Annotated in this window: 13 protein-coding genes; 5 read left to right on the forward strand and 8 right to left on the reverse strand. The window is 71.8% G+C overall.

The annotated features are described in order from the left end of the window. The first annotated feature begins 147 nt into the window (after window positions 1–147). The gene (locus tag ACFWU3_RS03710) at window positions 148–1788 is read left to right on the forward strand and encodes an ABC-F family ATP-binding cassette domain-containing protein (RefSeq protein WP_384430554.1); all 1641 of its coding nucleotides are present in this window, start codon (window positions 148–150) and stop codon (window positions 1786–1788) included. A gap of 182 nt (window positions 1789–1970) precedes the next feature. Next, window positions 1971–2429: a hypothetical protein gene (locus ACFWU3_RS03715; protein WP_384430557.1), complete on the forward strand. Its 459-nt coding sequence runs from the start codon at window positions 1971–1973 to the stop codon at window positions 2427–2429. A 200-nt stretch (window positions 2430–2629) separates the two neighbouring features. On the opposite strand, the gene ACFWU3_RS03720 is transcribed toward ACFWU3_RS03715, so the two are convergent. From ACFWU3_RS03720 to ACFWU3_RS03730, 3 genes are all read right to left on the reverse strand, one after another. Next, window positions 2630–5002, reverse strand: coding sequence for a Tex family protein (locus tag ACFWU3_RS03720; protein ID WP_384430561.1), 2373 nt, complete (start codon window positions 5000–5002; stop codon window positions 2630–2632). Between the two features lie 82 nt (window positions 5003–5084). Continuing rightward, entirely contained in the window at window positions 5085–5216 is a 132-nt protein-coding gene (locus ACFWU3_RS03725) for an LPFR motif small protein (protein WP_384430564.1), read from the reverse strand. A gap of 109 nt (window positions 5217–5325) precedes the next feature. Further along, entirely contained in the window at window positions 5326–6180 is an 855-nt protein-coding gene (locus ACFWU3_RS03730; protein WP_384430567.1) for a hypothetical protein, read from the reverse strand. A gap of 146 nt (window positions 6181–6326) precedes the next feature. On the opposite strand from ACFWU3_RS03730, the gene ACFWU3_RS03735 reads away from it, so the two are divergent. Both ACFWU3_RS03735 and ACFWU3_RS03740 read left to right on the forward strand, forming a co-directional pair. After that, a complete protein-coding gene (locus ACFWU3_RS03735; RefSeq protein ID WP_384430570.1) occupies window positions 6327–7334 on the forward strand; it encodes a GlxA family transcriptional regulator in 1008 nt (335 codons plus the stop codon). 26 nt (window positions 7335–7360) lie between these two features. Beyond that, window positions 7361–8005, forward strand: coding sequence for a DJ-1/PfpI family protein (locus ACFWU3_RS03740; protein WP_384430573.1), 645 nt, complete (start codon window positions 7361–7363; stop codon window positions 8003–8005). 56 nt (window positions 8006–8061) lie between these two features. Here the strand turns inward: ACFWU3_RS03740 and ACFWU3_RS03745 are convergent, their stop codons facing one another. Further along, window positions 8062–8820 carry an enoyl-CoA hydratase/isomerase family protein gene (locus ACFWU3_RS03745; protein ID WP_384430576.1) on the reverse strand — a complete coding sequence of 253 codons (759 nt, stop codon included), beginning with the start codon at window positions 8818–8820 and terminating at the stop codon, window positions 8062–8064. Window positions 8821–9102: 282 nt separating this feature from the next. Between ACFWU3_RS03745 and ACFWU3_RS03750 the strand changes: the two genes are divergently transcribed. Continuing rightward, window positions 9103–9600 (forward strand): ATP-binding protein, encoded by a 498-nt coding sequence (locus ACFWU3_RS03750; protein ID WP_384430579.1) that lies wholly within the window; start codon window positions 9103–9105, stop codon window positions 9598–9600. Window positions 9601–9700: 100 nt separating this feature from the next. Here ACFWU3_RS03750 and idi read toward each other — a convergent pair whose 3' ends face one another. The 4 genes from idi to galE all read right to left on the reverse strand — a co-directional run bounded on the left by idi (window position 9701) and on the right by galE (window position 13928). Further along, window positions 9701–10294, reverse strand: coding sequence for an isopentenyl-diphosphate Delta-isomerase (gene idi / locus ACFWU3_RS03755; protein WP_384430582.1), 594 nt, complete (start codon window positions 10292–10294; stop codon window positions 9701–9703). Between the two features lie 135 nt (window positions 10295–10429). Continuing rightward, window positions 10430–11671 carry a GNAT family N-acetyltransferase gene (locus ACFWU3_RS03760; RefSeq protein ID WP_384430999.1) on the reverse strand — a complete coding sequence of 414 codons (1242 nt, stop codon included), beginning with the start codon at window positions 11669–11671 and terminating at the stop codon, window positions 10430–10432. A gap of 189 nt (window positions 11672–11860) precedes the next feature. Further along, window positions 11861–12802 (reverse strand): cation diffusion facilitator family transporter, encoded by a 942-nt coding sequence (locus ACFWU3_RS03765; protein ID WP_384430585.1) that lies wholly within the window; start codon window positions 12800–12802, stop codon window positions 11861–11863. 142 nt (window positions 12803–12944) lie between these two features. Next, window positions 12945–13928, reverse strand: a complete 984-nt coding sequence (gene galE, locus ACFWU3_RS03770; protein WP_384430588.1) for a UDP-glucose 4-epimerase GalE — start codon at window positions 13926–13928, stop codon at window positions 12945–12947. Window positions 13929–14089 lie beyond the last annotated feature (161 nt).

The following is a 14089-nucleotide window of genomic DNA, read 5'->3' on the forward strand; positions in this document are numbered from 1 at the left end:
TAGCGAAGCGCGCGGCGCGCACGCGAGGTACGCCGACGATCTCGACGCCGGCCGTTCCACCAGCGGCGGCCCGGCATGAGGAGTACGACCCGGCTCCGACCGGCCGGGCGGTTCACCGGAGCCCGGCCCCGTTAGGATCGCGGTCTGATGACTGCCACTCTCGTCGCCAAGGATCTCGCCGCCGGACACGGCGACCGTACGCTCTTCGCCGAACTGGACCTGGTCGTCGCACCCGGCGACGTGATCGGCCTGGTGGGCGCCAACGGAGCCGGAAAGTCGACCCTGCTGCGGATGCTCGCCGGTCTCGACCGGCCCGAGGAGGGCGAGCTGAGGCTCTCGCCGCCCTCCGCCACGGTCGGGCACCTCCCGCAGGAGCCGGAGCGCCGCCCCGGCGAGACCGTGCGGCAGTTCCTGGCCCGCCGCACCGGCGTCGCCGCCGCGCAGGAGGCCATGGACGAGGCGACCCAGGCGCTGGTCGACGGCGCACCCGGCGCCGACGACGCGTACGCCACGAGTCTGGAGCGCTGGCTCGGGCTCGGCGGGGCCGACCTCGACGAGCGCGCCGAGGAGGTCGCCGGCACCCTCGGGCTGACCGTGGGACTCGACCTCCCGATGACCGCGCTCTCCGGCGGCCAGGCGGCCCGTGCCGGACTGGCGTCCCTGCTGCTCTCGCGCTACGACGTCTTCCTGCTCGACGAGCCGACCAACGACCTCGACCTGGACGGCCTGGAGCGGCTGGAGGCGTTCGTCCGCGGACTGCGGGCCGGCACCGTCGTCGTCAGCCACGACCGCGAGTTCCTCACCCGCACGGTCACCAAGGTCCTCGAACTCGACCTCGCCCAGCAGCAGATCACCCTGTACGGCGGCGGCTACGCGGCCTATCTGGAGGAACGGGAGACGGCCCGCCGCCACGCCCGAGAGGGCTACGAGGAGTACGCCGACAAGAAGGCGGCCCTCGAAGGCCGCGCCCAGATGCAGCGGTCGTGGATGGACAAGGGCGTGAAGAACGCCCGCCGCAAGGCGAGCGACAACGACAAACTCGGCCGCAAGTTCCGCAGTGAGGCGAGCGAGAAGCAGGCGGCCAAGGCCCGCCAGACGCAGCGGATGATCGAGCGGCTCGATGTCGTCGAGGAGCCGCGCAAGGAGTGGGAACTGCGGATGGAGATCGCGTCCGCCCCGCGCTCCGGATCGGTCGTGGCCACCCTGCGTGAGGCGGAGGTGCGCCGCGGCGACTTCCGTTTCGGGCCGGCGTCGCTCCAGATCGACTGGGCGGACCGGGTCGCCATCACCGGCGCCAACGGCTCCGGCAAGTCCACCCTCCTCGCCGCCCTGCTCGGGCGCCTGCCCCTCGACTCGGGCCAGGCCTCACTCGGCTCGGGCGTCGTCGTCGGCGAGGTCGACCAGGCCCGTGGGCTGTTCTACGGCACCGAGAAGCTGCTCGACGCCTTCTGCGCGGCAGTGCCGGACACCGAACCGGCGGAGGTACGCACCCTGCTGGCCAAGTTCGGACTCAAGGCCGCGCATGTGCTGCGCCCGGCGACGACGCTCTCGCCGGGGGAGCGCACCCGCGCCGCCCTGGCGCTGCTCCAGGGACGCGGCGTCAATCTCCTCGTGCTGGACGAGCCGACGAACCACCTGGACCTGCCGGCGATCGAGCAGCTGGAGACGGCCCTCGACTCGTACCAGGGCACTCTGCTGCTGGTCACGCACGACCGCCGGATGCTCGACGCGGTGCACACCACGCGCCGTGTCGAAGTGGCCGACGGCAAGGTCACCGAGCTCTCCTGACGGCCGGTCCCGGGGGAGCCGGGGCCGAGGGGCCGGGCCCCACCGGTGTCACGCACGCGTCCGGGAAGCGTCCCGGGACGGCAACAGCGAGGCTGTCCACGACAACCTTCGGTACCCGCTGCGGATCTACTCCCATGACCAGCCCGGAGAATGGGCACAAATCATGAAACGGGGTACTCAGAATGTTCCGCACTCCCAGTCGTTCCGGACGTCGCGTCGCGGCCGCGGCCGCCGTCCTCGGTCTCGGCCTTTCGCTCGCCGCCGTCTCCCCGGCCTCCGCGGCACCCACCGTGGACGTCAACGGCCGGTACACGGCGAAGGAGATCCACACCTTCCTCGACCGGTTCTACGGCGAGCACGGACCCTCCGCGGCGGACCGCAGGAACCGCGTGTCCGGCCTGCTCAAGGAGAAGGCAGCCGCCAACCCCGGCTTCGACGTGCTGCTCTGCGCACAGAACACACCGCGGTCGATCGACATCGGCAAGGTGACCACCGCGCAGTCCGCGCGGATCGGCTGGGCCACGGTGACGACCCACTGGGGCGACCACGGCGAGGTCACCGCGGAGCTGCGTGCGCTGGTGGACCTGGACGCCTCGAAGCCGTTGAAGCTTCTCGACGTGGAGTGCTCGCCGGAGGGCTGACCCTCCGGACAGCCGGCCGCACCGAAGCCTGCCCGAAGGAAGGCCGGCCGGGTCCGGAGAACGGCCCGACGGACCGCTGAACGAGGTCCGGAGGCCGGCGCGACGGAGGCCGAAGACCCGGACAGGGCCACGCCGTCCGCACACGCGAAGGGACCCCGCAGTCACCCTCCTGCGGGGCCCCTTCGGCGTACCCGTGAGCGTCAGCGCCCCCGGCCCGGGTCCGTGAGACCCGCACGCCGCAGGGCGTCCGCCATCGCGCTGTTCGCCGGGGGAGGGGCCTGCCGGTCCCCGCCACGGCCGCCGCCCTGCTGACGGCGCTGCTGGGGCGCACGCCCGCCACGCTCACCGCGTTGCTGCCGCGGTTCGCCGGCCGGCGCCTTCGGAGCCGCCTCGTCCTCCAGCCGCAGGGTCAGCGAGATCCGCTTGCGCGGGATGTCGACGTCGAGGACCTTCACCTTCACCACGTCGCCGGGCTTGACCACGTCCCGCGGGTCCTTGACGAAGGTCTTCGACATGGCGGAGACATGGACGAGACCGTCCTGGTGGACACCGATGTCGACGAACGCGCCGAACGCGGCCACATTGGTCACCACACCCTCGAGGATCATCCCCGACGTCAGGTCGCCGATCTTCTCGACACCGTCCTTGAAGGTGGCCGTCTTGAAGGCGGGCCGCGGGTCGCGCCCCGGCTTCTCCAGCTCCCGCAGGATGTCCGTGACGGTCGGCAGTCCGAACGTGTCGTCGACGAAGTCCGCCGGCTTCAGCGAGCGCAGCACCGGCGCGTTGCCGACCAGCGAGGCGACCTGCTCGCCCGCCGTCTTCACCATCCGGCGCACCACCGGATACGCCTCCGGGTGCACGCTGGAGGCGTCGAGCGGGTCGTCGCCGTCGCGGATCCGCAGGAAGCCCGCGCACTGCTCGTACGCCTTGGGGCCGAGCCGTGCCACGTCCTTGAGCGCCTTGCGGGAGCGGAAGGGGCCGTTGGCGTCACGGTGGGCGACGATGTTCTCCGCGAGGCCCGCGCCGATGCCCGACACGCGGGAGAGCAGCGGTGTGGAAGCGGTGTTGACGTCGACGCCGACGCCGTTCACACAGTCCTCGACGACCGCGTCCAGCGAGCGTGAGAGCTTCACCTCGGACAGGTCGTGCTGGTACTGGCCGACGCCGATCGACTTGGGGTCGATCTTCACGAGCTCGGCCAGCGGGTCCTGGAGCCGGCGCGCGATCGACACCGCGCCGCGCAGCGACACGTCCAGGCCCGGCAGCTCCTGCGAGGCGAACGCGGATGCCGAGTACACGGAGGCGCCCGCCTCCGAGACCATCACCTTGGTGAGGTTCAGCTCCGGGTGCCTGGTGATCAGTTCACCGGCGAGCTTGTCGGTCTCGCGGGAGGCCGTGCCGTTGCCGATGGCGACCAGGTCGACCGCGTGCTCCTTGGCGAGCCGTGCCAGCTTCGCCAAGGACTCGTCCCACTTGTTCGCGGGGACGTGCGGATAGATCGTGTCGGTGGCGACGACCTTGCCGGTCGCGTCGACCACGGCCACCTTCACACCCGTACGGAATCCCGGGTCCAGGCCCAGCGTCGCGCGGGTACCGGCGGGGGCGGCCAGCAGGAGATCGCGAAGATTCGCGGCGAAGACCCGTACCGCCTCGTCCTCGGCGGCCGTGCGCAGCCGCAGCCGCAGATCGATCCCGAGGTGCACCAGGATCCGCGTCCGCCAGGCCCAGCGCACGGTGTCCGCCAGCCACTTGTCGCCCGGCCGGCCGCGGTCGGCCACCCCGAAACGCCGGGCGACCATGTTCTCGTACGCGGACGGGCCGGGCTGCTCGGACGGGTCCTCCGGCTCCAGCGACAGGTCGAGAACGTCCTCCTTCTCGCCTCGGAACATCGCCAGCACCCGGTGCGAGGGCAGCTCCGTGAAGCCCTCCGCGAAGTCGAAGTAGTCGGCGAACTTCGCGCCCGGACCCTCTTTGGCGTCGCCTTTGCCGTCCCGCACCTTCGCCGTCAGCCGGCCGCGCGTCCACATCCGTTCGCGCAGCTCACCGATCAGATCGGCGTCCTCGGAGAACCGCTCGGTGAGGATCGACCGCGCACCCTCCAGCGCCGCGGCGGCGTCCGCCACGCCCTTGTCGGCGTCGACGAACGCGGCGGCGGCCGACAGCGGATCCACCGACGGGTCGCCCAGCAGCCCTTCGGCCAGCGGCTCCAGACCGGCCTCGCGGGCGATCTGCGCCTTGGTGCGCCGCTTGGGCTTGAACGGCAGGTAGATGTCCTCCAGACGCGCCTTGGTGTCGGCGGCCCGGATCTGCGCCTCCAGCGCCTCGTCCAGCTTGCCCTGCTCCCGGACGGACTCCAGGACCGCGGTCCGGCGCTCCTCCAGCTCCCGCAGATAGCGCAGCCGCTCCTCGAGCGTGCGCAGCTGCGCGTCGTCGAGCAGCTCGGTCGCTTCCTTGCGGTAGCGCGCGATGAACGGCACGGTCGAGCCGCCGTCGAGCAACTCCACGGCCGCCCTGACCTGCCGCTCCCGTACGCCGAGTTCCTCGGCGATCCTGCCTTCGATGGACGTCGTCACGGTTTCCCGACTCGCCTTCTCGTGCTGGCAATGCTTGAGAGTGCATTGTGCCGGGTGGCCGGGTGCCGTGTCGCGCGCCGCCTCACGCGCGGCGGGTGCGCCGTCCGCCGCCGGACGCACCGCCGAACAGCTTGGCGAGCAGGCGGAAGGGCAGCGTGACCACCGTGGCGATGGCGGAGCCGACCGTACGAAGTGCGTCTGCGATGGCGCGCACGAGAACCTCCAGTGTCGATGACCTTGCACCGGTCGGGTTGCCGTGAAGATCCTCGGCAAACGTCGCCCGGAAAGGGCGGACGCGCAGCCGGGGACGCGAGCGCCGGTCGTCAGCCGACGGCGTCCGACGGGAAGGCGCCCGCCGACAGCGCCTGCGTCAGGAACCCGCGGGCGAGGTCGGTGAGCCGCTCGACGCCTTCGGCGCCCAGGTGTTCGTACGGGGCGCGGTCGATGCGGTCCGTGAGGTCCTCCAGCTCCTCCCTCAGCGCGGTGCCGGCCTCGGTCAGTTCACCCTCCGGGGAGAGCAGTCCGCGCTCCCGCAGGCGGCTCTCGGCGGCCTCCCAGTCCGTGCGCCGCCAGCCGCGCGTCGCGAGGATCCAGCGCGGTGCCATGCCGCGGCCCGTGGCGGTGTGGCTGACCAGCGCCTCCAGCGGGTCCAGGTCCGTGGCCAGCAGAGCCGCGAGATGGCCGTCGCCGCGGTGCTCGCGCAGCAGGGTCGCGGCGTGCCAGTACGCGAGATGCGGTTCGTCGGGGACGGGCAGATCGGCGTGCGCGGCGTACAGCGGGCGGGCGTGACGCGTGCACGCCTCGGCGGCGCGCAGGGCCAGCTCGGCGGCCTCGGCCAGTTCCTCGGAGGCGATCGCCTCGGCGCCCAGGAGCCGCCGCAGCGTGGTGTCCACAGCGCGCAGCCGCGCCTGGAGCACTTGCTCGGGCGACGCCGTCTCCCACACCGCCGGCAGGTGCCGCGCGATCAGCTCGTGGTTGAAGTTGTAGAAGGTCGCCGTCACGGCGCCGGGACCGACGGCTCCCATCGCGGCGGCACGGGCGGCGAAGTACGCGGCGCTGGAGTCCTCGATGCCGATCCCGGCCATCTCCGACGCCAGGTCGGGCGAGAAGTACACCGTCGAGTGCATCGGATTGAGGGCGTGGTGGCAGCGGCGGCCCGCGCGCGGCAAAGAGGTCATGGGCTGCACGTTACCGACTGGTCGGTACGGCAGGGAAGGCGGGTGCCCGGGCCCTCGCCCGGCCGCCGTTCCGCACCGCCGTCATGGCAGCAAAGGTGGGTTGTTCGTCATTGCGGACACCGAGCGATCGGCGAAGGATCGAGGGCATGACCGACCGATCCGTGCTCGTCGTCCTCTTCGAGGGCGTGCAGAGTCTCGATGTGACGGGCCCTGTCGAGGTGTTCACCGGCGCCGGCAAGGTGACCGGCGCCCGCGGTGGCTACCCGCTGCGGACGGCCGCGCTCGGCACCGCGCCCGTACGGACGACCAGCGGGCTGACCCTGGTCCCGGACACCACGCTGGTCGAGGCGCCGACGCCGCACACCCTGCTCGTCCCCGGCGGACAGGGCACCCGCCGCCCCGACCCCGCCCTGATCGCATGGCTCCGGGAGAACGGCCCCCGGGCCGAGCGCCTCGTCTCCGTCTGCACCGGAGCGCTGCTGCTCGCCGAGGCCGGCCTGCTCGACGGCCGCCGGGCCACCACCCACTGGGCCGTCTGCGACCACTTCGCCCGCACCTATCCGAACATTCAGGTCGACCCGGACCCGGTCTACGTACGCGACGGACATATCGCGACCTCCGCCGGCGTCACGGCGGGCATCGACCTCGCCCTCGCGCTCGTCGAGGAGGACCACGGCCGTGACGTCGCGCTGACGGTCGCCCGTCACCTGGTCGTGTTCCTCCGACGACCGGGCAACCAGGCGCAGTTCAGCACGCAGCTCGCCGCCCAGACCGCGCACCGCGAGCCCCTGCGTGAGGTCCAGCGATGGGTCACCGAGCATCCCGCCGGCGATCTGTCCGTCGAGGCGCTGGCCGGCCGGGCCCGGCTGTCGCCGCGTCACTTCGCCCGGGCGTTCCGGGCAGAGACCGGGACGACGCCCGGGCGGTACGTCGACGGCGTACGGCTCGAACACGCCAGACGGCTGCTGGAGGACACCGCCGACGGGGTCGAGGAGGTCTCGCGCGCGTCCGGCTACGGCACACCCGAGGCGATGCGCCGGGCATTCCTGAAGGCCCTCGGCGCCGGGCCCGCGGAGTACCGCCGCCGCTTCCGCACCACGGCGCCGCACGCGCGGCAGCCCGCCGCCGGCCCCGGACCCGCCGCCACACCCTGACCTGCCACCACTTTGAAAGGAACCCGATGCAGATCGCCGTTCTGCTCTTCGACCGCTTCACCTCGCTGGACGCCGTCGGCCCGTACGAGCTCCTCGCCCGCGTCCCGGCTGCGGAGACGGTCTTCGTCGCCCGGCAGGCCGGTCCGGTACGCAACGACCAGGGCTCGCTCTCCCTGGTCGCCGACCGGACGCTGACGGAGGTGACGGCCCCCGACATCGTGCTGGTGCCCGGTGGCCCCGGCGCCCGCGAGGCGATGCGGGACGAGGCGGTCCTCGCGTGGCTGCGCGCGGTGGACGCCACCAGCACCTGGACCACGTCCGTGTGCACCGGCTCCCTCGTGTTGGCCGGCGCCGGGCTCCTGCGGGGCCGCCGGGCCACCTCGCACTGGCTGGCGCTGGAGGAACTCGTGCCGCTGGGAGCCGAACCGACCGGTGAGCGCGTGGTGTTCGACGGGAAGTACGTCACCGCCGCGGGCGTCTCGTCCGGCATCGACATGGCGCTGCATCTGCTGGGCCGGATCGGGGGCGACGAGCTGGCCCAGACGGTGCAGCTGCTGACCGAATACGATCCGCAGCCACCGTACGACGCCGGATCACCCGACAAGGCGCCGGCCCGGATCGTCGCCCGGTGGAGGCGCGGGGCCGAGGGGGTCCTGAGCGGGCAGAGCTGACGCGGACGGCCTCACACGATCCGGCCTCACACGGTCCGGCCTCACACGGTCCGGCCTCAGACGGTCCAGGTGAAGCGCGGCGCGCGCCGCTCCAGGAAGGCGGCGATGCCCTCGGCGGTGTCGCCGCCGCCGTGCGCCTGTGCCTGCCAGTACGCGTCCCGGTCGGTGCGGCCCGCCGCGAACTCCTTCGCGGCGGCCTGCGTGAGCTGTGAGCGCGTCGCGACGACCCGGGTGAACTCCGCCACCCGCTTGCCCAGTTCCGCCGGCGGCAGCACCTCGTCCACCAGCCCGGTGCGCAGCGCCCGTTCCGTGTCGATCAACTCACCGGAGAACAGAAGGTACTTGGCCGCGGAGGGTCCCACCAGGGACGCCAGCCGGCGGGTGGAGGAGGACGGGTACACGATGCCGAGCTTCGCCGGGGTCACCCCGAACAGGGCGTCCGTCTCGGCGAACCGCAGATCGCAGGCGGCCGCCAGCTGGCAGCCCCCACCCACGCAGTAGCCGCGGACGGCCGCGAGGGTCGGCTTGGCGAAGGCGGCGAGCGCCTCCTCGGCCCGCACGGCGAGGTCCTGCGGGCTCTCACCTGGCTCCCGCAACGACGAGATGTCGGCGCCCGCGCAGAAGGTCGGGCCCTCGCCGGTCAGCACGAGAGCGCGGACGGACGCGTCCGCCTCCAGTCGGCCGAGCAGCTCGGGCAGCGCACGCCACATCGCGGCGGTCATGGCGTTGCGCTTGGCGGGATTGCTGATGACGACGGTGGCGACGCCGTCCGCGACGGTGTGCACCAGCCGCGGACCCTGTTCCGGCTGCTCCATGCGCGGGATGCTATCCGCCGCGCCCGCCGGGTGATCGCTCAGGTGCGCCGGCGCCCCCGCCCGGATCCGACCGACCGTGATCAGAAGGAGATGTCCGATTCCGCCGGAGAAGTGACCAGAACAAGATCAGGAACAGTCGCGCGCTTGACCCTGTCATACGCACCCGGTCAAAAGGCGTCGATAGGTGCTGACTTCTGTTCAGCCTCTCGGTCCGGACCAATTCACTGCCAACACTGATTACTCGATGGTCAGGAGCAGTCGAGTCAAGGGTGGTGCCGGACTATGGAGAGCCGCGGGAGCGTCCCGGCCCGGCCACTGTCGTACGAGGGTGTCTGGCGCTTCACCGCACCCGCGGTCGACGTGTCGGTCCCCCAAGCGCGACATGCCGTGCGGGACCTGCTCAACCGTCAGGGCGTACCGGTCCAGGACGACCTCGTCCAGGGCCTGTTGCTGATCGTCTCCGAGCTGGTGACCAATGCCGTACGGCACGCGGCCCTGCTCTCGCCCGAGATCGCGGTCGAGGTCGCCATCGGCACCGAGTGGATCCGGGTCTCCGTGGAGGACAACCACCCCTACCGCCCCAAGGCGCTGGTGACCGACTGGGGGCAGACCGGCGGCCGTGGGCTGCTGCTCGTCCGGGAGATCACGCTGGAGGCCGGCGGCTCCTGCGACGTCGAGCACACCGCCGGCGGCGGAAAGATCATCTGGGCGGCCCTGCCCCTGCGGCCGGACGCACACCCGGCGCCGGTGCAACAGGACGCCGGCACCGCACCGCTCTGAGCTCCGGCACCGCGCCGCCGGCACTGCTCCAAGCGCCCGCACCGGCACCGCGCCGTTCCAAGCTCCGGCGTCGCCCGGCGCGAAGCCGCCCCGGGGTGGTTCACCAGCCGCTGGACGGACCCGTCAGTTCCTTGATCGCCGGACGCGCCGCGTCGAGCACCGTCATGAACCACGCCGAGAAGGGCCCCTCGGCATGCCGCTCCGCCAGCTCCTCCGGCGTCACGAAGGCCGTCTCGCCGACCTCTTCCGGGTTCGGCCGCAGCGGAGCCTGCACCAGACCGACGAAGAGATGGTTGTACTCCTGCTCCACCAGGCCCGAATCCGGGTCCGGGTGGTTGTAACGGACCGTGCCCGCCTCGGCGAGGAGCGAGGGCGAGATGCCGAGCTCCTCGTGCGTCCGCCGGGCGGCGGCGGCGAAGGGGGCCTCGCCCGGGTAGGGGTGTCCGCAGCAGGTGTTCGACCAGACACCGGGGGAGTGGTACTTCCCCGCCGCGCGCTGCTGGAGCAGCAGCCGGCCGTGCTCGTCGAAGAGGAACACGGAGAACGCCCGGTGCAGCCGGCCGGGAGCCTGGTGGGCCGAGAGCTTCTCAGCGGTGCCGACGGTATTGCCGTCCTCGTCGACCAGTTCGAGCAGGATCGCTGGTGAGACGCCGTTCGACGTGCTGTTCGTGGCGGTGGCGGGTGAGGTCGGCATAACCATCCTTCGCGTCGGTCCTCGGCCCTCGGGGGCCTGCCCAGTCTGCCGTACAAAAGCGGCTTGTCCGCACTTCGGCAGTCCGGGCATGTCCGTCCCCGCCGCGCCGGCGTGCGGCGGGGACGGTTTCGTGCATCAGACGCCGAAAGCCTCCGGGTAGCGGATCGTGCCCCGCGGCACACCGGAGGAACCGTCGAGCGCAAGGGCCATCATGGCCTCATCCGGTACCTCGAAAGATGGCCGGATTCCGTACTGCGAAGCGGGTTCGAAACCGAACCGCGGATAGTAGTCCGGATGGCCGAGGACCAGCACGAGCGGTTCCCCCCGCATCCGGGCCACATCGAGTACTGCCCGCACGACGGCCTGGCCCGCTCCGCCGCGCTGGTGCTCCGGCGACACGGCGACCGGCGCCAGGGCCAGTGCCGGGGCGTCGTCGACATGACAGCGGGTGAGCAGCGCGTACGCGGCGACCGAGCCGTCCGCCGCCTCGGCGACGTACGACATGCCCGGCACCCACGCCCCGGCGTCCCGCCGCAGGGCGTCGACGAGCCCCGCCTCCTCCGCGGTGGGGAAGGCGGACGCGTTGACCGCACGGACCGCAGGCACGTCGTCCGGCGTCTCCGGCCTGGTGCGCCACCGTGGATCGGCGGCCCGCAGCGCGTAGCCGGTGTAGCCGTACTCCGTGCCCAGGTCGCGGCGTACGGCGATCTCCTCCCGGGTGGCGGCGAGTGCCTCCGTCATGCCGGGAGCGGAGGGGTCGGCCGCGTCGGCGCGGGCGCCGAGCGGCCCGTAGTACTCCTCCCAGTCGCTCTCGGGCTGCCGGTGCACCCCGAGAACGTGGTAGCCCGCCGCCACGGCCGCGGCGATGTTCTCGCCGCCCGTGCGCAGCGGATAGTGCTGGTCCCAGAAGGCGCGGGCGGCGGCCGACGGGGTGCCGGTCGTCCACTCGCACTCGGTGACCACGAGCGCGCCTCCCGGAGCGAGCAGCCGTCGCCACCGCCGCAGGGCGGTGTCGAAGCCGATGCTGTAGGCGGAACTCTCGGCCCAGACGAGATCGAAGGAGCCGTCGGGGTAGGGGAGATCGGCCATGTCGGCCGCGACGGTGCTGATCGCGTCGCCGAGCCCGCGGGCTTCGGCGCTCTGCCGCAGCTCGTCGAGGAACGGCTGATGCAGATCGACCGCCGTCACCCGGGCGCCGGCCTCGGCGGCCAGCAGCAGGGCGGCACGGCCGGGACCGCAGCCGAGATCGAGTACCCGCGGAGCGGCGGGCAGCGGGCCGGCGAGCGACGCGAGGGCGAGCAGCCGGCGAGTGGTGTCGTCAGAGCCTGGACCCTGCCGCGGAAGACCGTGGTGCAGGGCGAAGAAGGCGTCGTGCATGGCGTTGTCGGACAACGTGGAAACCCTTGAGTGTGTGAGGGTTCCGGCCGACGTACGAGATACGGGTCAGCCGGTAACCCGGAAGCCGAGGACGGACCGGGGGCTGCACGGGGCAGCCGTCGCTGCGACGGTCATCAACTCAGCTCCTCTCAAGCGTGGACGCCAGCGTAACAGCCGGGTGCACGGCCCTCAGTGGCAGAGCCGGGCCTCGTGCTCGGCATGGCCGACCGGCTCCAGCTGGAAGGTGCAGTGCTCCACGTCGAAGTGGCCGCCGACGCACCCCTGGAGATCGTGCAGCAGCTTCTCGTGGCCCACGGCGTCCAGCACGTCCGGGTCCACCACCACATGCGCGGAGAGCACCGGCATCCCGGAGGTGATCGTCCAGGCGTGCAGGTCGTGCACGTCCTCCACGCCCTGAAGGCCCAGGAGGTGGGTGCGCACCTCCGCCATGTCGACGCCCTTGGGCGCCGCCTCCAGCAGGACGTTCAGCGTCTCGCGAAGCAGTTTCAGGGTGCGCGGCACGATCATGAGGCCGATCACCAGCGAGGCGATCGGGTCGGCGGCCTGCCAGCCGGTGAAGAGGATGATCGTCGCCGCCACCAGCACGGTGAGCGATCCGAGCGTGTCCGCCAGCACCTCCAGATAGGCGCCGCGGACGTTGAGGCTCTCCTTCTGTCCGCGCATCAGCAGCGAGAGGGAGACGGCGTTGGCGACCAGACCGACGAGGGCGAACGCGATGGCGAGACCCCCCTTGGTCTCGGCCGGGGTGATGAACCGCTCCACCGCTTCATAGAGCAGGAAGCCTCCGACGCCGAGGAGCAGTACGCAGTTGGCGAGGGCCGCGAGTATCTCGGCCCTCGCGAAACCGAAGGTGCGGTTGCCGCCGGCCGGCCGGTTGGCGAAGTGGATCGCCAGCAGTGCCATCGCGAGACCGACCGCGTCCGTCGCCATGTGGGCCGCGTCGGCGATCAGGGCGAGCGAGTCGGCCAGCACACCGCCGACGATCTCCAGCACCATCACACCGAGCGTGATCGACAGCGCGATGCGCAGCCGTCCCTTGTAGGCGGAGGCCGCGGTGCCGGTCGGCGGCGGGCCGCCGTGCGCATGCCCGTGGTCGTGCCCAGCCCCCATGAGAACGCCTCCGGTCGTCGGAAATCGTGCTGCCGAGACCTCAGTGAACTACGCCCGCGGGGTACCGGGCAACACGGCACTGAACACCGTTGTCATATCGCCTGACCTGCGGAAACGAGCCGCAGGTCAGACGCATGGAAGATCACTTCGAGCGGGCTTCCGGGTGCCGCAGGCACCAGCCATCCCAGGCCGACTCCACCATCTCGCGCACCCCGCGCGAGGCGCTCCAGCCGAGCTCCTCGGTGATCAGGTCGACGGAGGCGACCGCCTTCGCGGCATCACCCGCGCGCCGAGGCTCGATGACCGGCCGGGCGTCGTACCCGGTGATCTCGCCCACCAGATCCGCGAGCTCGCGCACCGAGACCCCGACCCCGCGACCGATGTTGACCGTGAGATCACCGGCGCTCTGCTGCTCGGCCAGCCGGCGGGCCACGGTGAGATGGGCGTCGGCGAGGTCCGCGACATGGATGTAGTCACGGACGCAGGTGCCGTCCGGCGTCGGATAGTCGTCGCCGAAAATGCGAGGTGCCTCACCGCGCGTGATCCGGTCGAAGAACATCGGAATGATGTTGAACACCCCGGTGTCGGCGAGCTCGGGGCGGGCCGCGCCGGCCACGTTGAAGTACCGCAGACAGGCCGTGGAGATCGAGTGCGCCCGGCCCGTGGCCCGTACCAGCCACTCACCGGCCAGCTTCGTCTCGCCGTACGGGTTGATGGGTACGCAGGGCGCCGACTCCGGGATCAGGTCCAGCTCGGGCACCCCGTACACGGCGGCCGACGACGAGAACAGGAACTGCCGCACACCTGCCTCGACGACCGCCTCCAGCAGCACGGTGAGCCCGTGCACGTTCTCCCGGTAGTAGTGCAGCGGCTGCTCGACGGACTGTCCGACCTGCTTCTTCGCCGCGAGGTGGACGACACCGGTGACATCGTGATCGGCGAAGGTACGGTCCAGCAGCTCACGGTCCAGGACCGCCCCCCGCACGAGTTCGATCCCCTCGGGCAGCCGCTCGGTGACCCCCGACGAGACGTCGTCGAGCACGACGACCTTCTCGCCCGCCGCCGTCATGGCCAGCGCCACATGCGCGCCGATGTATCCCGCTCCACCTGTGATCAGCCAAGTCATGGCCGCCAGCTTAGGGTCTGCGGTCGCGATCGGGCCGGGCGGTTCCCGGGGCCGGGGCCCGCGGTTTGTGGGGCGAGGCGGTGATCGACAATGATGAGGCCGCGGACCCTCCCGGGGGTTCCGCCGTGTCGAGCGGGGCGTAAACGGCCAGTGAACTCCGG

The organism is Streptomyces sp. NPDC058685, assembly GCF_042714725.1.
In the GTDB taxonomy this organism is placed as follows: Bacteria; Actinomycetota; Actinomycetes; order Streptomycetales; family Streptomycetaceae; genus Streptomyces.

Excerpts from the sequence above, each read along its gene's own strand:
- ACFWU3_RS03710 (WP_384430554.1), top strand. The coding sequence starts at position 148 with ATGACTGCCACTCTCGTCGCCAAGGATCTCGCCGCCGGACACGGCGAC.
- ACFWU3_RS03715 (WP_384430557.1), top strand. The coding sequence starts at position 1,971 with ATGTTCCGCACTCCCAGTCGTTCCGGACGTCGCGTCGCGGCCGCGGCC.
- ACFWU3_RS03730 (WP_384430567.1), bottom strand. The coding sequence starts at position 6,180 with ATGACCTCTTTGCCGCGCGCGGGCCGCCGCTGCCACCACGCCCTCAAT.
- ACFWU3_RS03735 (WP_384430570.1), top strand. The coding sequence starts at position 6,327 with ATGACCGACCGATCCGTGCTCGTCGTCCTCTTCGAGGGCGTGCAGAGT.
- ACFWU3_RS03740 (WP_384430573.1), top strand. The coding sequence starts at position 7,361 with ATGCAGATCGCCGTTCTGCTCTTCGACCGCTTCACCTCGCTGGACGCC.
- ACFWU3_RS03745 (WP_384430576.1), bottom strand. The coding sequence starts at position 8,820 with ATGGAGCAGCCGGAACAGGGTCCGCGGCTGGTGCACACCGTCGCGGAC.
- ACFWU3_RS03750 (WP_384430579.1), top strand. The coding sequence starts at position 9,103 with ATGGAGAGCCGCGGGAGCGTCCCGGCCCGGCCACTGTCGTACGAGGGT.
- idi (WP_384430582.1), bottom strand. The coding sequence starts at position 10,294 with ATGCCGACCTCACCCGCCACCGCCACGAACAGCACGTCGAACGGCGTC.
- ACFWU3_RS03760 (WP_384430999.1), bottom strand. The coding sequence starts at position 11,671 with ATGCACGACGCCTTCTTCGCCCTGCACCACGGTCTTCCGCGGCAGGGT.
- ACFWU3_RS03765 (WP_384430585.1), bottom strand. The coding sequence starts at position 12,802 with ATGGGGGCTGGGCACGACCACGGGCATGCGCACGGCGGCCCGCCGCCG.
- galE (WP_384430588.1), bottom strand. The coding sequence starts at position 13,928 with ATGACTTGGCTGATCACAGGTGGAGCGGGATACATCGGCGCGCATGTG.